Here is a 21,151-nt window from a genome sequence, read left to right on the forward strand (position 1 = left end):
GCACGATTAAACGCGGCAGCTCAGGATAGAGGCCGACGGATACCGTGTCGGAGGGGCGCTGCCTTTGTCTCGTTGTTATCCCTGCACAGTCTGTCGTTCAAGGCACATGTTCCAGCACCCTGTGGGTTGGTCGGTGTTTGTCGCGCACTTCCCGCTCGTCGCGCGATGTGAAAAAACAGCACGTCGCACACCAGCGATGAGCGAGGATCAGAAAGCCGGCACAAGCCCGCCGATTTCCAGAATAGACCGCAAAACCTCCCGCGTCCCCTCGCCGTGCCGCAAAGCGCAAAACACAAATGGCCGCCCGCCGCGCATTTTTTCGCAATCACGCCGCATCACGTCAAGCGAGGCACCAACGTGAGGTGCCAGATCGGTTTTGTTGATGACCAGAACATCGGATTTCGTGAGGGCAGGCCCACCTTTTCGGGGGATATCCTCGCCTGCGGCCACATCAATCACATAGATGGTAACATCGGCCAGTTCGGGACTGAAGGTCGCTGACAGGTTGTCGCCGCCGCTCTCAATCAGGATAATATCCAGATCGGCATGGCGGCTGCGCATCTGGGCAATCGCAGCCAGATTAATCGAGGCATCCTCGCGTATCGCAGTGTGCGGGCAGCCCCCTGTTTCAACACCGATAATGCGATCTTGCGGAAGTATTTGCATCCGCATCAGCGCTTCGGCATCTTCCTGTGTATAGATATCGTTGGTTATCACTCCGATGGAATAATCGGGCTGCAAAGCACGGGCCAGACAAGCGGTGAGAGTTGTTTTACCCGCACCCACAGGACCGCCAATGCCAATGCGCAAAGGACCGTTAAGCTGGCTCATGATCGGAATATCCTTGGCTGTAACGTTTCATGGTGCATCGCGACAATGTCCGACAAAAATGCGGTCCCCGCCAGATCGTCGAGAGTGCTGCTGCGGGTCGCATTTGCAATCTCGCTGCACAATGGTGTGAGTGCAGCCAAAACGCCCTGCCCCTCGGTCTGTCCCAGAGGTACAGCGCGCACCGCAGCAGAAACCAGATTGGCGGCGAAAGACTGAAGATAAAGCACGGCGGTGAAATCAATATCGATGCCCATGCGCGCCGCGGCCTGTCCCACGGCGACAGGATAACAGAGCGGTTCCTCCTCGCCCGAGGCGAGGGCCGCGCCCCCCCAGATTGCAGCGGTCGTGCGATTAAAGGCATCCCCCTGCAGGCAGGTCTCTAACACCCTTTCCGCAGAGGCAGACACAGCCAAGGCCGCATGGTTGACGCGCTCGATTTTGCCACCGGCGGCGTAAGCGGCACGCAACAAAATGCAATCGTTGCGCCCGCTGCCATGGGCCAGAACATCCGCCAACCAATCGCCAAGCTTTGGCGCATTGGCGATTGCGCCGCTCTGGATCGCCGCCTCAAGGCCATGCGAATAGGCAAAAGAGCCCACCGGAAATGCGGGAGACAACCATTGCGCCAGCATCAGCACATCGCGTTCAGTGCTCATGGGCCGTCGCAACATGCTCATGACTATGGGTCCGACCATGCCCGTATGCCCCGCCTTCAGGGGTAAACGCAGCGGTCAGCGGCTCGACCACAGCACCCAGATGCTCAAGCATATGACCAATCACAGGGTCAGCCTGTATCAACAGATGGTCGGCATTGATCTGGCAGGGCGTATGGCGGTTGCCGACGTGCCACGCCAACCGCACAAGATCCGGACCGGAAATCTTATAAAGCGCCTCGACGCGCGCGGTGATCTGGACAAGCGCACCCGTCTCAAGTTCCAGTGCGTCCCCGTCATCAAGTGAGGCTGTCTGCGCCAGATCGACCACAAATGCCTCGCCCTCGACTGTCTCCAGACGTTTACGGCGCAGAAATCTGTCGCTGTAATCAAGCGCGCACAGGGTTGCAGGGCCACTCCACTGCCCCTTTCGGTGCAGGATTTGGGCGATGGGGAGTTTCGTCATATCAACCTCTTAGAACATGAAATATCGTTGAGCCATCGGCAGCACTTCGGCCGGCTGGCAGGTGAGTAGAACACCGTCGGCACGCACCTCGTATGTCTCTGGATGGACCTCGATCTGCGGCAGTGCGTTATTCAGGATCATGTCTGCCTTACCAATGGTTCGTGTATTTCTGACGGCCACGGTTTGCTTGCTCAGACCCAGAGTGGCGGCGATGCCCGCATCCTGCGCAGCACCCGACACAAAGCTGACCGAGCTGTGGCGCAGTGCAGTGCCGAACGCGCCAAACATCGGGCGACTATAGACAGGCTGGGGCGTGGGAATCGAGGCATTGGGATCGCCCATCTGCGCGACGACAATCGTCCCGCCCATCAACACCATTTCCGGCTTTACTCCAAAGAACGCAGGGTTCCACAACACCAGATCTGCGCGTTTGCCGATGGCGATATCGCCCAGAACGTGGCTCACACCCTGTGCGATGGCGGGGTTGATTGTGTACTTGGCGATATAGCGGCGCACGCGCATATTGTCGTTGTCGCCTGTCTCTTCGGGCAGGCGGCCGCGCTGTTTGCGCATCTTGTCAGCGGTCTGCCATGTGCGGATCAGCACCTCACCCACGCGGCCCATCGCCTGTGAATCGCTTGCGATAATTGAAAATGCGCCGATGTCGTGCAGGATATCCTCTGCCGCGATCGTCTCGCGCCGGATCCGGCTCTCGGCAAACGCGATGTCTTCGGGAATGGACTTATCTAGGTGATGACAGACCATAAGCATGTCGAGATGCTCTTCGAGTGTGTTGACAGTAAATGGCCGTGTCGGGTTCGTTGATGATGGCAGCACATTGGCATCGCCGCAGATTTTGATAATGTCCGGCGCATGCCCGCCTCCTGCCCCTTCGGTGTGAAAGGCGTGGATCGTGCGGCCCTTCATTGCTGCGACCGTATGCTCGACGAATCCGCTTTCGTTGAGGGTGTCGGTATGGATCATCACCTGAACATCCATATCGTCAGCCACTGACAGGCAGCAGTCGATTGCGGCGGGCGTGGTGCCCCAATCCTCGTGAAGCTTGAGCGCGCAGGCACCGCCCTTGACCATCTCGACCAGCGCCTCAGGCTGGCTGGCGTTACCTTTGCCCGAAAGGCCGATGTTCATGGGAATACCGTCAAATGCCTGCAACATCCGCCCGATGTGCCAGGGTCCCGGTGTGCAGGTGGTGGCCAGCGTGCCATGCGCAGGACCGGTTCCACCGCCAAAACAGGTCGTAACGCCCGAATGCAAGCTGTCCTCCATCTGCTGCGGACAGATGAAATGGATGTGGCTGTCCATTCCGCCTGCGGTAAGTATCCGTCCCTCGCCCGCAATAACTTCGGTGCCCGGCCCGACGATGATCGTGACCCCAGATTGCGTATCGGGATTACCCGCTTTGCCGATCGCATGGATCAGCCCGTCCTTGAGGGCGACATCCGCTTTATATATCCCCGAATGATCCACAATAAGCGCGTTGGTGATAACGGTATCGACCGCCCCGCCGGCACGGGTCACCTGGGATTGTCCCATACCATCGCGGATCGTCTTGCCCCCACCGAATTTCACTTCTTCGCCGTAGGTGGTGAGATCACGCTCCACCTCGATGATGAGGTCGGTGTCTGCAAGACGCAAACGATCGCCGGTGGTGGGACCATACATCGCTGCATACTGGGCGCGGGGGATTTGAACAGGCATGGACGCTCCTTCAGGACTGAGAGAATTTCGGGCCGCGTTTCGCGAGGCGTTCGGAGTTGGCGCGTGTTTTACGGCGCACCGGTTTGATCGCGGCAGCAACAACCTGATCGGGGGATTTCCCCGCCATGACAGACCGGTTTGCGGCCACTAGGCTTTGTGCAGCTGCTTGTACTTTTTCGCTCACCATCCGGTCATTTTCGGATTTGGTCACTGACCATATGCCCGCCATTCCCCAAAGGCGCATGGCAATAACCGCATTCGCTTCTGCCGCCATCAGGCCAAGCTGGATAGCATTGCGAAAGAAATCGGGCTGCTTCTTGGTCGTTGGCATTACAAATCCCCCATCACGGCGCCGTTAAAACCGAACACCCGCCGCGCCCCGCCAATCGGAATAAGCTGGACCTCACGCCGCTGGCCAGGCTCGAAACGAACCGCAGTGCCGGACGCGATATCAAGGCGCAGCCCATGGGCAGCAGCACGGTCAAACGCGAGAGCTGGGTTCGTCTCGGCAAAATGGTAGTGACTGCCGACCTGAACGGGACGGTCGCCGGTATTGGCGACCATGAGCGTAATCGCCTCCACCCCAGCATTGAGGGTCAGCGTACCGGCGGCAGGAAAGAGTTCTCCGGGGATCATCGCGTGTTCCTATCTTATCGGGTTATGGACGGTGACCAGTTTGGTGCCATCGGGAAAGGTCGCCTCGACCTGTACTTCGTGGATCATCTCCGCGATCCCCTCCATACACTGGTCGCGGGTTACAACGTGGCCGCCAGCCTGCATCATATCCGCGACCGAGCGGCCATCACGTGCCCCCTCGACCACAGCATCGGTGATGAGTGCGATTGCTTCGGGGTGGTTGAGTTTTACCCCTCGCGCCAGCCGTTTGCGCGCGACTTCGGCGGCCATGGCGATCAGTAGTTTGTCTTTTTCACGAGGGGTCAGTTGCATGGCTCAAAGTCTCCAGGAGATCGGTAAACTGTTTTTGGACAGGTGCTGCAAAACGGGGATCAGGCTGCGGCGCAACTCAAAACTATCACTGGCGAGCAAGCGGATCACCAACAAATCCGGCGTCAGTACACTTGCCCCTGCGGTAAGGGGCAGCAGGGCGCGCACGGCCTTCAATTGCATCTGCGCATCAGGGGCCACCATGATGACACTGGCCATCGCCCCTGCGCCATTTGCAATCGCTGGACGGGCCAGATGGGCGGCGGCGTCACCGTTCAGGTCCATGCCGTCAATATAGACCGGACGGCCCGCGCGGGTGATCCGGATTCGATCGCGAAACATCACATCGCGCAGCACCTCCGGCATGGCCGCACGCCCGAACACCACCGGTTCTACCATCAAGAGCTGCGCCTGTGCAGAAAGTTCAATTTGCAGGCGGCGGTCCAGCGCACAGCGGTCAAACAGTATCAACTCTTGGGGGAGCCACATCAGGCTTGCGCCATCCTCCACCGATAGAGTGGCGGTAACACGGCCAATCTCGCCGCTTTGAGCGCGGTAGGCGCGCTCGGCCGCTTGGGTGGTCATGGTCAGGGCAGCGCCAGACTGTACCTCGACCTGAAGCGAAAAGCAGTCACCGCCCGTGACTCCCCCTGCCGTATTTACAACAATCGCCTCGGCATGAGGGCTATAGGTCTGCGGAAAAACCAGTTTAAGCGAGCCTGACTGTCGCAGATCCCTAAGACGGGTCGTGCCGCTATCATCACCGTAAACACACAGCTTTCCACTTCCCAGCGCACGCGGCTGGGCCATACCTGTTTCGGGTAGCTCTATCTGGCGCGACTGGTTGATGAAAAGCCCCGAGCGTTAAGGTGGCAGGCAAAATTTTCGCCCCGTCATGCGACGAAAATGCATGTTTTGACGCCCGAACATCCACCAAAATCGTGCAGATGTTCAAATATAGGGCGCGATCACAAGTAAAAGCCCAATCTTTCAGCATCCCTGTAAGTTCCAAACCATGACAGCGCAGGTGCAGAGCGTTCTCCTGCTTTGTGTCGGCCATTCCGACGGCGAATCGCAATTGGGAAGGTCCAACATCGTGCGTCCGCGTTGGTGAGAAACCTAAGGCCTGAGAGGTCAGGCTTGGACCGCATGGGTGGCCGCTACCTCCCGACCGCCAGCTTCGAAGATCGCCTGTTTACCACGTTCGGTCATGTCACTGACAAACAAAAACTGGTCGCGCAGGTCGAACGGATACGCCTTGAGCTGGTAGTGACTGCCGTGAGGCGTCTGTTCGAGCATGACGAGGGGGAATTTCTTCCAGTCGAGGTAGGCACTGCTCAATGCAACGTCCTGCAAGGCAGACCTTATCACTGTGGCATCGTGATCCGGCATAAGGTAAAAATGCGCGACGCACATCAGTGTACGCGCACCGTCGTTTGCGGTTGAAATATTCTCGGTCCAGATATGCGCATGCGGCACCGTTATGATGTTGTCGTCAGCCGTCAAAATACGAAGACTGCGAAGGCCTACGGACTGTACCTCGCCGTAATCGCCCTTGATCTCGACCCAGTCGCCGGGGCGGTACGGTTTTTCGACAATAGCGACCACACCCGCCACCAGACTGCTCACATAGTCCTTGAAGGCAAAGCCGATTGCGACACTCGCCGCTCCTGCGATCACCAGAAAATTCTGGAACGTCACATTAAAAATAATCGGAATGATCCAGACAATGGCCATAACCATCAACAAAAGGCGTGCAATCGGAACAGCCCCCAGCATCAGGAGGCGCATCTGCTGGGGGCCGCGTTCTGCCAGATAGGGTGCCGCTTTGCGTACCGTCAGGATTGCCAGCCACGTTCCAACAATGACGAAAATGATTTCTGAAAAGCTGATATCCTGAAAATCGTTGATCAGTTTTACGGCCTTTTCGGCGCCGGTATCTTGTTCCATCGTTATAGCCTGTCCATCGAATAGCCCGCATTCGCAAGTTCGCGCCTGATTGTGGGATAGGCCGCTGGAAGGCAGGACAGCAACCCGTTTTCGAGTTTTACGAAACCCGCGCGCATCAGTGTCTCGACAAGATTGATCTGACTGCCGAAAGGAACTGTCAGGCTCAAATGCTCAACCGAGAGCGCACCGTGGATCAGCAAGGAATGAAAGATGAGAAGCGCGTTCTGGCGCTGGGCGGTCGGCATCACAAAATCCTCAAGTTCCGCGATCCAGATCATATCGTCATCGTCATCTTCAACTTTAGCGCCAGCTTCGGTTTCTGTCGTGTCCGCCTCACGGGTTTCACGCAGGCTGTGCCGCCAAAGGCTCCACGCGACCCAGGGAATACCAAGACTGCGCGCTGCAAGCTTTTGAAAGAAATCGCTTTTGATAGCGCCATCTTCGTCTGTGGCGAAGACGTTCTTCCCACTTTCGGAGATGCGAAAGGCTTTAACTTCAGAGTTTGGGCGGTGTGCCAAACCGGAAAACCAGTGGTGCAACCGCTCTTTATCGAAGGCTTGAAACGTTACCCCGCCCGGCAGTTGTAAGTCTGCGTCGATGGTGGCGGACAGGTAAGTCCACGCCCAACTGTTACATCCTATCACGCAACGCCTCTTGGTTGCTGAAATCGCTGCAAGCAAAAGCCGCACAGTTCTGAGACCTTTCCGATGCCTTAGAAACCAGCGTTCGAGATTGGGGATAACAAGTATCCCTTCTCCGCCCAGATCCGGCATCGCCGGTCCCGTCTCTCCGAGTACTTCATCACGTGTCGGCGCATTCAAACAGGTTATACCCTGACTCTCAGCCCAAGTTTTCACAATCCCAATGTCATCGCAGGGGGGCATGACGATAAGTTGCACCTTGGATCCGGCACGCCCCGCAGCGATCCATGCGTTCATCGTCAGATCCAACTCATCGAGTAGTTTTCCATAGGCTGGCGGAGCGGCTATGCGGTTTAATCGTTCAAGTGGAATACCTTCAAGCCGGTCAGCAGCCACCGCAGGTTCATCACCAGAATTCGACCGGAAGACTTCATTCTTGAAGCGGTTGATTGCCAGCCGCAGGCGATCCTCGGTTGGAAGTTTTGGCCATTCATAACCACCAAGTGGCACAAATGGCTTGTCTTGGCTCTTGTCTGTCAAACTCATCGTATCCCGTCTATGTTGAACATGGTCAACAACCTACCTCTGCCTTTCAAATCGGATCGGTCGCACACTGCGGCAATCCCCTTTGCAAGGCAGCATCCGCAATTTGGCCACCCGATGTCAACGGGCGGCCATAGGGTACCGACACCGGATCGTCAGGCTACTTTTTGTGTATTCAGGCGTCCTGACGGAAAGTACGTGCTGATCGCACGACCGTTTCCGGCGGCATAATCATGCGCCACGGCATTCCAGTCGACCAACGCCGCCTGTGACCAGTCTACCAGACCAGGTCCAGCTTCTGTTCTGCTGTGGGCGTCCTCTGCCACAGAGCGCTGCGAATAATCCACAATACGCTGACCTTCGGCAAAATCATTGAGTCCATGATCCCAGCGTTGGCCATTTAAAGTTAGGCCCAGAGTAAGCTTTTTGGGGTTATATTCAGCTGTGAATAACGTACCAAAGCCCTGCGCATGCCTGTCTTGGAGCAGCGGGGATTTAAGAAACTGCCGGTTCAGCTTTCGAGGTTTTACACGCAGTTTCTCCAGATGCGCGCGGCGCTGGAATGTCCGTGTGAACGCGGGGCGTTCAGCGACAGTTTTGCCACTCTGATGATTGGTCGCAACCGCGATTGGCATTTGCGTCATCCCACCACCCGGTGCCAACTCGACGCTGGCTGTCCGGCCAGACGCATCCGCAAGAACCAGATTGTACGCCATGTGGGAAGGCACCCGTTTTAACGCAACCAGAGCTTCATCAACGGTACCGCAGGTTTCCAGAACGTAGCGCAGGATTGTGGTTACGCCAAAGCCCTCCCCGCTCTCGGACCGGCCACCGTAAGCCAGCGCAATGCTCAACCCGGCGTCGTTAATACCGTCGGATAGGCCCCACAGAAACTCGACCATTCCCATAACGGTCCGCCCCGACCATTTCGTCCGCAGCAGCAACCCCTCGTTCAGCTGGGGTGATAGATCGTAATTGCGCACCAGACGAACGTCCTTTTTGCTGGCAACCGCAGCAAGGGAACACCCCCCAAGATAGGTAGGTGGGCACCATGTCGATAAAAATCGTGCTGCGCGGTCGGACCCGCCTGCAACGATAACCAACCTGTCATAGGTGGCAACAAGCTCGGGCATGTAGCGCTTGAGTGCCTCCCTGCACTGGTCCCGCGATGGTCCCTGATCCCCGCCGCGCGCAATGAACCATGCCTCATAGGCGGGCCATGACCTGTTCCATCGCGCCGCCCATTTAGGACCGGGTGTTTCTTCGTTTACGGCATCGAAAGTGAGTGAAAGTTGTGTCATTCTAGATTTCCTTATCGGCAGTGTTATAGAAAAAACGGATCATTTCAGCGCTGGCATCGGGGCCCTGCGCATCGGTGTAGGAGGCGTTCGAATTTCCGCCTGACCATGCGTGGCCCTGTCCATCAACGGTCCAGTGCTCGACAATGGTCCGCCCTTGCAGGTCGCTGGAAGTGGTGCAGGTAAACGTGCGTCCCGATGCTTCACCGCTTACAGTAGTCTCGATGCTCTGTGGTCCAGCGTTGTTGACGGCACGCATGGCAATTGCCGCACCGTTTGACGGGTGCACGGTCGCATCTGCTGTCCCGTGAAACACGATTGTCGGGACAGCGTTGTCGCCCCGAGGGCTGACAGGCGTGTCGAGGGCGTTGCCCGCCATGGCAGAAAACGCTGAAGCCACGTCTTTCGCGGCCCCTGCAGGCAAGCCTGAGTGCGCGCCAACACCCGCAAAAATATCGCTGTAAGTTTCCCCCAGAATAACTGCCATCGCCGCACCGGCTGAAAGACCCGCGACAAACGTCCTGTCGCGATGCACATTATGTTCCTTGCAAACCTTTGCAGCGATCCCCGCGAGGATTGCAGGCTCGCCCCTACCGCGCCGCTGGTCGCCTCTGCTGAACCAGTTCCAACACGACTGCGCATTATCCCCGCGTGATTGTGCCGGATAAACCACCACAAACCGGTGCTTTTCCGCCAATATGTTCATGCCTGTGCCTTCCGCAAAACCTTCGGGGGTCTGCGTGCAGCCGTGAAGCATCATAATCAGACCCGTGATCCCCTCAGACGCAGAAGCGGGAACATACGTCAGGTATGATCTGCTTCCTGCGGCACAACTGAACGTACTTCGGTTGAAGTCCGACCCGCTGACAGCTTGGGACGTGGACGCACCTGCCAGATCCGATAGTCCGCGAAGTTTTTCGATCATGCTGTCGAGGGATGGCATACTGTGCATCTGCGGTGCTTCCGGTTGGCCGGATCGGGGCGCAAGGCCATGCTGTGCAAGTGTACGTTGGACAAGATCGTGGGCAGCCGACAGGCGTGCGCCATCGGTCGCCGGGCGCAGCGCGCCGACGTCAAAAAATTTCATGTGGTTTTCCTTTTAAGAGTGGGCAGATCTACTTGATGCGGTCTGCTAGTGCCTTTTTAAGATCGGTGCCGGCTTGCAATGCACCCAGCACGGTAATGGAGGCGATGGTCTGAAGCGCCAATTCCGCAGTAATTTCGGGGGCGAACCGCGCAAGGCCGACAACCTTGATATGCAAAACCTCACCGGCTTCTCGCACCGCTTCGAGATCCGCAACGGAGTAATCCCGCAGCCCCAATTCCATCGTGTGGCGTTCGAGCGTTTTACTGACAACCTCACCTTGGCTTTCAAGCTGGTTGCGAATTGCCGTGCGAATGAAATCGCTGCGGTTGGAATAAAAACCCTCCTGCACCAGCAGGTCGATACGACCAAGATCAACAAAGCCGAGGTTGATCGTGATTTTCTCGTTTTCGGGCTGCTTGTCGCGTAACTGCCTTACGTTGCTCATATCAATTCTCCATCTGTATGGATGGTATATGGCTGTTACTCCCTACAACACAATGCCTGGATTAAATTTACTTTGAAGTCAGGGTTCGCCATTGTGTCCGACAGCATCACGCGCGCAAGCATCCGGCACATGAGGCGAGCATCAGGTCCACCGGCCAATACAATGATTTTGCTGTTTTTTATCTGAAATCTTTGATGATGCTCGTAAAAAAGTGAACGCCATTCATTATTTATCCACGCGGCAAAGCCAATCTGCTCCACCGCGTGGTTTCATATGATCAAGCCGCTAGACTCGATTCAGTGGCGGTCGGATCATACAGTTTGGTAGGGCTGGTGTCCCTTTATATCGTAACGGTCCAGCATCATTACCTTATGCCAAGCCGCGATAAAGTCGGTGACAAAGCGCGCATGACCATCAGATGAGGAATAGACCTCAGCGATGGCACGCAGTTGCGCGTTGGAACCAAAAACAAGGTCATTTCGCGTCGCGGTAAAGCGAACATTGCCTGTTGCACGGTCGTTCAAAGTAAACGACAGCCCATTTTCGTCATACTTTTTCCACTCGAGTTCCACATCGACGAGGTTCACGAAGAAATCGTTACTGAGGACGCCGACACGGTCCGTGAAAACACCATCCCGCGAACCATCATGGTTGAGGTTAAGCACCCGCAAACCGCCCGTCAAAGCGACCCACTCAGGGGCAGACAAATTCATAAGATGGGCCTTGTCGAGGAACATCTGCTCGGGCGCGACACCATGCGCAATGGAGCTGTAATCAGGATCGACAAAGTTTCTGAATCCGTCGATCACAGGCTTTAGCCATTCAAAGCTTTCTTCGTCGGTAGCTTCCTGCTTGGCGTCCACACGGCCGGGCGTGAACGGGACAGGCGCATCAATTCCCGCATCCTTCGCCGCTTTCTCTACGGCAACACATCCACCCAGAACAATGAGATCAGCCAGACTGACATCGCCTGAGAATTCTGTTTTGATCCCGCGCAGTGCCGCGATGACAGGCACGCAGCGTGCATTGATATGCCAGTCTTTTTGCGGTGCCAGCGCGAGACGCGCACCGTCTGCCCCACCTCGCTTATCGCTGTCACGGTACGTCACCGCCGCAGAAAACGCTGTATAGGCAAGATCAGAAACAGATATTCCGGTCGCCAGAATTGCAGCTTTTAGATCCGCAATTTGCGCATCGCCAATGACCTGCTCACTGCGCGGTGGTAGCGGATCCTGCCACAGCAGATCATCCGACACAGTAACTTCGGGCCCGAGGTAACGGTCGGTCGGCCCCATATCGCGGTGGGTGAGCTTGTACCAAGCCTTGGAGAACGCCAGCGTGAAGAGGTCGAAATCCTCAAGAAACCTCTCGCAAACCTTGCGGTACTCAGGATCGACCTTCAACGCGATGTCACTGGTCATCATCATCAAGTCGTTCATTTGGCCCGCTATATGCGCATCAGGGGTTTTTGGCGCATCGGGGTCTACCGGAGTCCACTGCAGCGCACCTGCAGGGCTACGCTTCTGCGTCCATTCAAATTTGAACAAGTTTTCGAGGTAGTCATTATCCCACGCTGTCGGATCAGGTGTCCAACTGCCTTCGATCCCGTTGGTCATTGTATCAGCGCCGTTTCCTGTACCGCGCGGATTGTGCCACCCCAAACCCATGGCTTCCATAGGCGCAATTTCAGGAGGCATACCGATTTGATCCGCCGGCGTCATACCATGGCTTTTGCCAAACGCATGGCCGCCCGCAATGAGAGCAACGGTTTCTTCGTCGTTCATTGCCATACGCGTAAAGGTAATGCGGATGTCATTCGCTGAAAGCTGTGGATCACCCTCGCCATTGGGCCCTTCCGGATCAACATAGATAAGCGCCTGATTGGATGCCGCCAGCGGATTCTCCAGATCATAATCTGCATCCCCCGGCTTACCGCGCCAGCGCTTTTCGCGGTTTACCATCGCCGATGGATCCCGCGCCGTTTCAGGGTCCCATACTTCGGGTCCCCAATAGGTCGCGTTGTCAGCTTCCCACGCGTCGAGGCGACCCCCGCCAAAGCCGTAGGTGGGCAGCCCCATGATTTCGAGCGCGCAATTGCCTGTCAAAACCATGAGATCACCCCACGACAAGGCAGCACCGTATTTTTGCTTGATCGGTTGAAGCAAGCGGCGTGATTTATCCGTATTGCCGTTGTCCCACCAACTACTGATCGGCGCGAAGCGCTGCATCGCCGTACCCGCCCCGCCACGTCCGTCAGCGATGCGGTACGTTCCCGCAGCGTGCCACGCCATACGGACCATCTGCGGTCCGTAATTGTTATAATCCGAAGGCCACCACTCCTTTGAGGTGGTCAGAAAAGTTTTAATGTCATTTTTCAGTGCGTCGAAATCAAGTTCGGAAAAAGCCTTTGCGTAATCGAAATTAGCGCCAAGGGGATTTGCAGACTGTCCGTTATGATGCAAAATTTCAACGCGCAGGCGGTCGGGGTACCAGTTTTCAAGAGTCGGCGGCGCACCTGTCGCGCCACCAATACGGTCCCCGCCAAAGGGGCATTTGCCTGTCATTTCGGTCGTTTCGGTATCAGTATTGTCTGTCATTTCAAAGTCTCCACCGTGTTTGTTTCCATTCTTTAAACAAGGTGTACCAAGGCATATCGAAGTCAACGTATGCTATCCGGATGAGCGGCTTTCCGACGGGCTAAGTTTTGACGCTTCTTTTGTGACTGTAAGGCGATCAAGCACTAAAAGCCCCGTTCGAGAAGTGGCATACGCCGCCGCAACTCCCCCCAGAACGTTTCCGAGGATCGCGGCAATCAGAATACCCCAGTAACCGAATAACATCACACCGATCCATGCGCCCGGTAGGTAGATCGCAAATATCCGACCAAGGCTGAGAGACATTGACCAGACGGCCTTATCCCGCGCATTCATAGCCGCATTTGCGACCACAACCATCCCGTATCCGAACATCGAAAGTCCGACGAGCCGCAGATAATCAGCCGCGTATTCCTGATCACTTTCACCCGATGCAAGTAGCGCGGCGATGGGCGTCGCGAGCAAAAACAAAATAACTGCGACAACGGCACCGTATCCAAGACAAAAACCGAATGCGCCCTTCGTTGCCGAACGCGCGCGGTCATACTTTTCAGCGCCCCAATTCTGTCCAACGACCGGACCAATGCCCGATGACAGCGCCATAAGCGGGACGAGCAATATCGACTGGACGCGACCCGCTGCACCAAAACCTGCAACGGCATCATCCCCTATTGTGGCAACCGCTGCTGTGACCAGCGCCATACCGGCGGGATTGATTGCGTTTGACAGGGACGCGGGTATCCCAACTTTGAGGATCTTTCGCGCACTTGCCACTGCTCCTTTGAGCGGATTGCCACACACCCCCAGCAGACCCCGACGCCACGCGATCCAAAGCGCGACTACAACAGCAACTACACGCCCGATCAGCGTCGACATGGCTGCACCGGCCGTGGACATCTCAGGAATAGGCCCCCAGCCGAAAATGAATATCGGGTTCAGGGCAATCCCAAAGAACGCGGCAAGGATCATAATCCCTGCCGAGGTTGCCCCGTCGCCGTGAGCGCGGAACACGGAATTAACGATCATCATTGTCACAAGGAATGGAAACGAGGCGGACCAGAGCGGCATGTAGGCAGCTACTTCTTCCGCGACCTCGCCCGATGCCCCCAAAGCAGCGAACATTGCAGGGAATGCGATCCAGATCACCAGACCTAAAACTACAGATAAACCGACAGCCAGACCAATTGCATGCAACCCCAACCGCTGCGTTTCATCTTCGCTTGCTCCTGCTCCGATGGACTGGGACAACGTGGCATTTGCACCGGCACTCAGCCCGATCGACAAGGACGTAATTGCAGTGATGACAGGATAAATAAATCCAACGGCAGCCAAAGCGGCGGCGCTGACCTGACCCAAGAAATATGCGTCAGCCAGACCGACTGCGATTACCGAAAAAATCCCGAGGCTCATCGGAGCTGACATCACAGTCAGAGCCTTCCAGATAGGTCCGGTTGTTAAATCGCGTTTTTTTGCTTCGGCCATGCGTAGAGTCCAATCTGGTCTGCTCAGGGCGTAGCAGAACGTTTTCTATGGCGACCGATCATTATCACCCCGGTCATCGTCAGGATGAAAACAGATAGCGCCGCAGGATGCTTTGACAAAACTATCAGGCGCATCATGTCACTTGAAAGCAGGACCTCGGCGCAAGCGCGGTCATTTTTTAAGAACTCTAAAGGACACGCAATGAGCTTCTCTTTGAACGCTAAACACGAAAGTCTGCAAGACTACCTTGATCATCACGCGCCCCACCAGCCCGAATTCCATCAGGCCGTAATTGAGGTCATGGAAGATATCAAACCCGTTATAGATCAACACGCTATCTATAAGGAGGCGAATGTGTTCGAGCGACTGGTAGAGCCGGAACGGCAAATCACATTCCAGATTCCGTGGCAAACCGACAAGGGAGCGATCGAGGTGAACCGCGGGTACCGCGTCCAGTTCAATGGTGCGATTGGCCCCTATAAAGGCGGGCTCCGTTTTCACCCGTCAGTTAACACGTCTGTCCTCAAATTCCTCGGGTTCGAGCAAACATTCAAGAATGCATTGACCGGATTGCCGATGGGCGGCGCCAAGGGTGGCGCTGATTTTGACCCACGCGGACGCTCGGAGCAGGAGATTATGCGATTTTGTGCAGCATTTATGCAAGAGTTGTACCGCCACATCGGGCCGCACACAGACGTACCCGCAGGCGATATCAACGTTGGTGCCCGTGAAATCGGATACCTGTTCGGCGCGTACCGCCGTATCACCAACCAGTTTCAGGGCGTTCTGACCGGCAAAGGTCTGACATTCGGCGGCAGTGAAATGCGAACCGAAGCAACAGGCTACGGCGTAATTTACTTCCTGTCGCAGATGATTGAACAACATGACGATGCTATCGACGGCAAATCTCTCATAATCTCCGGCGCGGGCAACGTGGCAACTTATGCCGCGCAAAAAGCGCTAGATCTTGGAGCGAGCGTGATCAGCCTGTCGGATAGCTCAGGCTTCATCCACGACCCCGAAGGGTTGACTGCGGAAAAAATCGCGTGGGTACGCGAGCACAAAGCCAAATCTGGAGGTTCGCTTGAGCCTTATGCAAAAGAGTTTGGTGCTAGGTGGCACCCGGGGAAGAAACCATGGGGATTGGAGGCAGATGTGGCCATTCCTTGTGCCACACAAAATGAGCTTCTGGGGAATGATGCGGAATCCCTGATTAAAAACGGAATCAAGACAGTGGTCGAAGGTGCCAATATGCCCTGCACAGCAGAGGCAAAGAAAGCATTCAAAGACGCGGGAGTGTTATTTGCCCCCGGTAAGGCCGCCAATGCAGGAGGTGTTGCGGTATCAGGATTGGAGATCAGTCAAAACCGTCAGAACCGGCCCATCAGCGCCGAAAAAGTGGACGAGGCATTGCATCAAATCATGAGAGACATTCACGCCGCGTGCGTCGATGAGGGGACCCGTGACGGGAAGATAGATTACTCCAAAGGCGCCAATATCGCAGGGTTTCGCAAAGTCGCGGACGCAATGGTCGCACAGGGCATAGGATAACCCATCAGCCGCCCTGCCTACAGAGTAATCAAGGTTGAAAGGCAGCCCACATAGAGCCTCAAAACCCATTTGCGAAATGCGCTGCGGTGGACAGCAGCGAGCGCACTTACAGCGTTCATGATGAGCAGACCGTCGATATCATCAGGTCGCCGAAAGCTCATCGAAGAGTTGATCCTTGAGCGGCATTATTAAGGTGAGGCTTTTATAGTCAAAGTTTACGGGCGGCTCGCAAGGCATGTAGGGTATGGTCGGATTTGGTGCCCCAAGCGTGATTACAGTCGTTGCACACGGCACACTGGGCCGAGCCCCAATGTGGTAATCACCAGCAAAGATGTGTTGAACCGCCAGCACAAGGAAAGCCATCGGATCATGAACGTATTCGAGATGTACCGCCCTGTCACAAAATGTTCTTGAGCCGTCACCCGTCCCGACAAATTCCGGTAATCCTACACAAGGCGATTAAACCGGCTGCCGCCAGAAATCGTCGTGTATGCCGAGTAGAATTGCCCAAATCCAGTACAGGGAGAAAGGATTGTTCCGTCCGCAAAAGGCTACTGAATATCTAAGCGCTGTTCAGGGTCCCAATGATATCGTGCTGGTACGAGTGGTTTGGAGGTCATGATGCCGATTTGGGCGTAGTCTCATCTTTAATCGTATGAAAGGTCACAACCTCGGACGCACGTTTCATCCACACTCGGATAATCGCCATTCTCATAGCAACCGATGCGCGCAAGATCAGTCAGGTAACGGATGCCGATAGCGCAAAATCTCCAGAACGGATAAACTTAAATTGAATTTTAAGACACCAGATCAGGGCTTTATGCACCGCATCAGGTAAGGAGCGCGTGGACGATGATAATGCGAGGCATACGTTCACGATCGAAGATGGCAAAGACCAATTTCTCGATACATGGCCCCGATCTTGGTAAATGTGCGGGATCGTATACATACCGATCTCGCACATAAATTATGCTTCCGGCAGCTCAGACAGGATTTTGTCCAGCGTTGCAGGGTAGTCGCGGACTCGCACACCTGTCGCGTTGAAAATAGCGTTGGTTATTGCCGCTCCAGCGCCGGAAATTCCTAGTTCACCAACACCTTTGGCCTGGATCGGATTGGCCCAGCTGTCGCGTTCTTCCAGAAACTCGACTTCGAGTTGGGGCACATCGAGATTTACCGGAATGTGGTACTCGGCCAAATTGTGGTTAACGATATGACCGTCACGGTGGTCGTGCACCATCTCTTCGGTGAGAGCTGCCCCGATGCCGAAGATCATCCCGCCATAGCACTGCGACCGCGCAGTCTGTTCGTTCAGAATGCGGCCGGCGGAAAACACGCCCAGCATGCGCCGGACACGCGTTTCCCCTGTGACGGCGTTCACTCCCACTTCCGCAAAATGCGCGCCAAAACCTGCATGCTCGACGGCACCGCTCATGTCGCCCGGCTCAATGTGGCCGACAGCGATCAAATCGACTGAAAGCGTCTCAGACAAAGGTCTCTGAACGTTTCCTGCCGTCACAACACCATCTTTTAATGTAATGTCGGCAGCATCGGTGCCCACCAGCTTTGCAATATCGCCGCGCAGGCTCTGGCAGGCTAAAAACACAGCGGACCCTACAGAACTTGCACCCCACGACCCACCGGAACCGGCGGCCTCAGGGTAATCGGTATCGCCCAACTTCACGGTAACGCTTGAAAGCGGTAATCCCAACATTTCCGCAGCGATCTGACCGAAAATGGTGTAAGATCCCGTTCCGATATCGGTCATGTCGGTCTCAATGGTGACCGAAGCATCAGCATGCAGTATGACCCGCGCTTTCGCTTCGGACAGAATGTTGCCACGGGCGGCAGATGAAACGCCCATACCAATCAACCATTCGCCATCACGCACCTGCCCTGGAACCGCAGACCGCGCGGACCAGCCAAATTTTTCCGCGCCTTGCGTCAGACACTCTGCAAACCTGCGCGACGAAAACTCCTTGTCGCTTTCGGGGTGTTTTTCCGGAATATTTTGAACGCGCAAAGCAACAGGATCAATTCCCGCCTTGTGAGCCAGTTCGTCCATCGCGTTTTCAAGCGCAAGCATCCCGACCGCCTCGCCCGGTGCGCGCATAGAACCCGCACAAGTCCGATGTATCCGCGCAATGCGGTGCGCGTAGGACCGGTTCTTCCCAGCGTAAAGGAAGTGGGTTGCCAGAGCGACGGGCTCGCTGAACTCTTCGCCAGGCAGGTTTGATACGGTAGCATCGTGGCCTATCGCGGTCAGGTTACCATCAGAATCTGCGGCCAGCCTCAGGCGCTGTTGCGTCGAACTTCGCCGCATCGTCGTCTCGAAAACCTGTGGCCGGGTCATTACGACACGAACCGGCCTGCCCAGCTCTTTCGCCGCGATGGCCGCTGCAACGGCTTCGGGTGCAATACCCAATTTTGACCCGAAGCCGCCGCCGACATAAGGCGCAACGATGCGAACATGTTTCGCCGCGATGCCCAGCGCATCTGCCAACTCATTGCGGTTATATTTCAACATCTGATAGGAGCCGTGCAGTGTCAGCTCATCACCCTCCCACTGCGCAATAGAGGCATGTGGCTCCATCGCTGCACTGTTTTGGGAAGGTGTTGTGTAATTTACATCCACACTGAACGCCGCCTGCGCCATTGCTGTACTTACGTCGCCCTGCTCTGTCTGCTTTTCATCCGGCACATCGAACTGTGCATTCTCGTCGGTTGGGTCAGTCACCGCATCATCGGCGTCATATTCGACAGTAATGTGTTGTGCGGCATGGCGAGCCTGCTCAAAGCTCTCGGCAACAACAAGCGCTATCGGCTGACCGAAGTAGCTGACAGCTGATGCCCCTTGGATGGGCGCTTCGTTGGCTGTTCCCTGCGCGGGATTTCGCAACAGGCGCTCGTCTGTGATAACCGACACCACGCCGGACATCGCCAGCGCTGCAGCTTTGTCTACCGACTTCACGCTGCCCTTGGCTATGGTCGCACGCACGAACACACCAACGGCCTCGGTACCGTCACCAATCTCGGCGGCGTATTTCGCCTGTCCGGTAACCTTTGCCGGTCCATCAACGCGTGGCGCGCCGGTGCCGATGACGCCCTGCGCCATATCGGATAAAACATCGTCGGACTGGCGGTCCATTTTGTGATGCACGGTCATTGGTTTGCCTCCGTAGCGGCCTTTAGCACGGCTTTTAGTGTGCGTCGTGTTAGTGGAATTTTAAAATCGTTTGCGCCGTATCCGGTAGCATTCGCCAGTAATATGTCAGCAGCTTCATCGAATAGCTCAGGTGATGGCACCTGTCCTTTTAGCGCGCCCTCGACAGATGGGTTGCGCCATGGCTTTGGCGCAAGACCGCCAAAGGCCAGTGCTATATCTTCGATTTCGTTGTCGTTCATCTTCACGACAGCTGCGACAGACACCAGTGCGAAAGCATAGGAAGAACGATCCCTTACCTTGCGATAAATATGCCTTCCTCCCTTAGGCTTGGGCAATGTAACCGCCGTGATCAAATCCCCTGCTGCAAGGACTGTTTCGATTTCGGGCGTGCTACCCGGCAAGCAGTATAAATCACCCAACGCGATGGTACGCAGATCACCATCTGACGCTTGCACCTCAACCGAGGCGTCGAGTGCCATCATAGCGACCGCCATGTCGGACGGATGGGTGGCAATACAATGATCGCTGGTTCCGAGCACGGCAAGAATGCGATTGAAACCGTCCCGCGCCTGACACCCAGTTCCGGGAGCGCGCTTGTTACAAGGCATTGCAGTGTCGTAGAAGTAGGCGCAACGCGTCCGTTGGAGTAAGTTACCTCCCGTGGTAGCCTTATTTCTCAACTGTCCTGACGCACCGGCAAGCAAGGCGCGCGCGAGAACCTCGTAATCACGTCTGACAATTTCGTTCGCGGCGAGTGCGCTGTTCGTGACAAGCGCCCCGATCCGCAGCCCGCCATGTTCATCAACAGATATATCGTGAAGATCCAACCGGTTGATATCAACCAATGTGTCGGGCGACATCACCTCAAGTTTCATCAGATCAATCAAGTTGGTGCCACCCGCGATGATCGTTGCACCGTCTACAGCAGCAGCCTTTGTTGCGTCCGCAACAGATCCGGCACGTTCATACTCAAATGATTTCATTGACCCCTCTCCTCTGCGGCTTCACGGATAGCGTTTACGATTCCTGTGTACGCCGAGCACCGGCACAAATTTCCACTCATCCGCTCCGAGATTTCTTCATCAGATAGGTCGGATACCCCCGCCAAAGATGCAGACACATTAGACGGCCATCCGGCTTTGACCTCCTCCAACATCGCGGTCGCTGAACATATCTGGCCCGCCGTACAGTAGCCGCATTGAAAACCGTCGTTTTTGACGAATGACCGCTGCAACGGGGACATATCATCAGGGGTGCCCAAACCTTCGATCGTGGTAATTTCATCGCCGTCATGCATGCAAGCAAGCGTGAGGCAGGAGTTGATGCGTTGCCCGTTCACCAAGATCGTACAGGCGCCACACTGACCATGGTCGCAGCCTTTTTTGGTGCCTGTTAAATTCAGATTATGACGTAACAGATCCAGTAGAGTGGTCCGGTTATCAACATCGACGTGATGATCTTTGCCGTTGATCGAAAGGGATGTGCTGCGCGTCATGGCGACCTCTTTTGTTTGGTTCAACCCGGATTTTTTTCAAATCTTGAACTTTGAATATCTGGGTGACCAACAAATGGATCGTGCGAAGGTTCCTGATTAATGTTTCACCGCGTGTCCGGTCAAATGCTGGTTCAGCGCGCACTGACGAATGACGGGACTATCAGAGAACACAAAGCATTCAGGCGCCCACCTCGTTAGGTGCGCACACTTCCTGACCTCCTTCTCCTTTGGTGCGGCATTAGCCACGCCTGCCGGAAATTCATTGCTGCTAAGGAAAAGTGCAAA

Annotated in this window: 20 protein-coding genes; 1 reads left to right on the plus strand and 19 read right to left on the minus strand. The window is 55.7% G+C overall.

Annotated elements, in window-relative coordinates:
- Window positions 1-207 precede the first annotated feature (207 nt).
- From ureG to C8N30_RS03360, 15 genes are all read right to left on the minus strand, one after another.
- Entirely contained in the window at window positions 208-831 is a 624-nt protein-coding gene (gene ureG, locus C8N30_RS03290; RefSeq protein WP_025063072.1) for an urease accessory protein UreG, read from the minus strand.
- The gene (locus C8N30_RS03295) at window positions 828-1,487 is read right to left on the minus strand and encodes an urease accessory protein UreF (RefSeq protein WP_025063073.1); all 660 of its coding nucleotides are present in this window, start codon (window positions 1,485-1,487) and stop codon (window positions 828-830) included. Before C8N30_RS03295 ends, ureG begins: the two co-directional genes overlap by 4 nt.
- Window positions 1,477-1,950, minus strand: coding sequence for an urease accessory protein UreE (locus C8N30_RS03300; protein WP_025063074.1), 474 nt, complete (start codon window positions 1,948-1,950; stop codon window positions 1,477-1,479). The genes C8N30_RS03295 and C8N30_RS03300 overlap by 11 nt, the downstream gene beginning before the upstream one ends.
- Window positions 1,951-1,959: 9 nt before the next feature.
- A complete protein-coding gene (gene ureC, locus C8N30_RS03305; protein WP_025063075.1) occupies window positions 1,960-3,669 on the minus strand; it encodes an urease subunit alpha in 1,710 nt (569 codons plus the stop codon).
- A 10-nt stretch (window positions 3,670-3,679) separates the two neighbouring features.
- Window positions 3,680-4,000: a hypothetical protein gene (locus C8N30_RS03310; protein WP_025063076.1), complete on the minus strand. Its 321-nt coding sequence runs from the start codon at window positions 3,998-4,000 to the stop codon at window positions 3,680-3,682.
- Window positions 4,000-4,305 (minus strand): urease subunit beta, encoded by a 306-nt coding sequence (locus C8N30_RS03315; RefSeq protein WP_025063077.1) that lies wholly within the window; start codon window positions 4,303-4,305, stop codon window positions 4,000-4,002. The genes C8N30_RS03310 and C8N30_RS03315 overlap by 1 nt, the downstream gene beginning before the upstream one ends.
- 9 nt (window positions 4,306-4,314) lie before the next feature.
- A complete protein-coding gene (locus C8N30_RS03320) occupies window positions 4,315-4,617 on the minus strand; it encodes an urease subunit gamma (protein ID WP_025063078.1) in 303 nt (100 codons plus the stop codon).
- 3 nt (window positions 4,618-4,620) lie between these two features.
- A complete protein-coding gene (locus C8N30_RS03325; RefSeq protein WP_025063079.1) occupies window positions 4,621-5,424 on the minus strand; it encodes an urease accessory protein UreD in 804 nt (267 codons plus the stop codon).
- Window positions 5,425-5,748: 324 nt separating this feature from the next.
- Window positions 5,749-6,564: a mechanosensitive ion channel family protein gene (locus tag C8N30_RS03330; RefSeq protein ID WP_025063080.1), complete on the minus strand. Its 816-nt coding sequence runs from the start codon at window positions 6,562-6,564 to the stop codon at window positions 5,749-5,751.
- A 2-nt stretch (window positions 6,565-6,566) separates the two neighbouring features.
- A complete protein-coding gene (locus C8N30_RS03335; protein WP_025063081.1) occupies window positions 6,567-7,751 on the minus strand; it encodes a hypothetical protein in 1,185 nt (394 codons plus the stop codon).
- Window positions 7,752-7,903: 152 nt separating this feature from the next.
- The gene (locus C8N30_RS03340; protein WP_025063082.1) at window positions 7,904-9,049 is read right to left on the minus strand and encodes a C45 family autoproteolytic acyltransferase/hydolase; all 1,146 of its coding nucleotides are present in this window, start codon (window positions 9,047-9,049) and stop codon (window positions 7,904-7,906) included.
- Window position 9,050: 1 nt separating this feature from the next.
- Window positions 9,051-10,133: an extracellular catalytic domain type 1 short-chain-length polyhydroxyalkanoate depolymerase gene (locus C8N30_RS03345; protein ID WP_025063083.1), complete on the minus strand. Its 1,083-nt coding sequence runs from the start codon at window positions 10,131-10,133 to the stop codon at window positions 9,051-9,053.
- A gap of 28 nt (window positions 10,134-10,161) precedes the next feature.
- Window positions 10,162-10,578, minus strand: coding sequence for a CopG family transcriptional regulator (locus C8N30_RS03350; RefSeq protein ID WP_025063084.1), 417 nt, complete (start codon window positions 10,576-10,578; stop codon window positions 10,162-10,164).
- 311 nt (window positions 10,579-10,889) lie between these two features.
- Entirely contained in the window at window positions 10,890-13,175 is a 2,286-nt protein-coding gene (katG, locus tag C8N30_RS03355) for a catalase/peroxidase HPI (RefSeq protein ID WP_025063086.1), read from the minus strand.
- Between the two features lie 72 nt (window positions 13,176-13,247).
- Complete coding sequence (locus C8N30_RS03360) at window positions 13,248-14,654, minus strand: MATE family efflux transporter (RefSeq protein ID WP_025063087.1); 1,407 nt, start codon at window positions 14,652-14,654, stop codon at window positions 13,248-13,250.
- A gap of 201 nt (window positions 14,655-14,855) precedes the next feature.
- Between C8N30_RS03360 and gdhA the strand changes: the two genes are divergently transcribed.
- Entirely contained in the window at window positions 14,856-16,205 is a 1,350-nt protein-coding gene (gene gdhA, locus C8N30_RS03365) for an NADP-specific glutamate dehydrogenase (RefSeq protein WP_037967966.1), read from the plus strand.
- Window positions 16,206-16,222: 17 nt separating this feature from the next.
- Here the strand turns inward: gdhA and C8N30_RS19250 are convergent, their stop codons facing one another.
- From C8N30_RS19250 to C8N30_RS03385, 4 genes are all read right to left on the minus strand, one after another.
- Complete coding sequence (locus C8N30_RS19250; protein ID WP_156949581.1) at window positions 16,223-16,366, minus strand: hypothetical protein; 144 nt, start codon at window positions 16,364-16,366, stop codon at window positions 16,223-16,225.
- An 806-nt stretch (window positions 16,367-17,172) separates the two neighbouring features.
- A complete protein-coding gene (locus C8N30_RS03375; RefSeq protein WP_025063089.1) occupies window positions 17,173-19,371 on the minus strand; it encodes a xanthine dehydrogenase family protein molybdopterin-binding subunit in 2,199 nt (732 codons plus the stop codon).
- On the minus strand, window positions 19,368-20,354 hold the full coding sequence (locus C8N30_RS03380) for an FAD binding domain-containing protein (protein WP_025063090.1): 987 nt from the start codon (window positions 20,352-20,354) through the stop codon (window positions 19,368-19,370). Before C8N30_RS03380 ends, C8N30_RS03375 begins: the two co-directional genes overlap by 4 nt.
- Complete coding sequence (locus tag C8N30_RS03385) at window positions 20,351-20,866, minus strand: 2Fe-2S iron-sulfur cluster-binding protein (RefSeq protein WP_025063091.1); 516 nt, start codon at window positions 20,864-20,866, stop codon at window positions 20,351-20,353. The genes C8N30_RS03380 and C8N30_RS03385 overlap by 4 nt, the downstream gene beginning before the upstream one ends.
- Window positions 20,867-21,151 lie beyond the last annotated feature (285 nt).

The sequence above is a fragment of the Sulfitobacter guttiformis genome (genome assembly GCF_003610455.1).
Taxonomy (GTDB): Bacteria; Pseudomonadota; Alphaproteobacteria; order Rhodobacterales; family Rhodobacteraceae; genus Sulfitobacter; species Sulfitobacter guttiformis.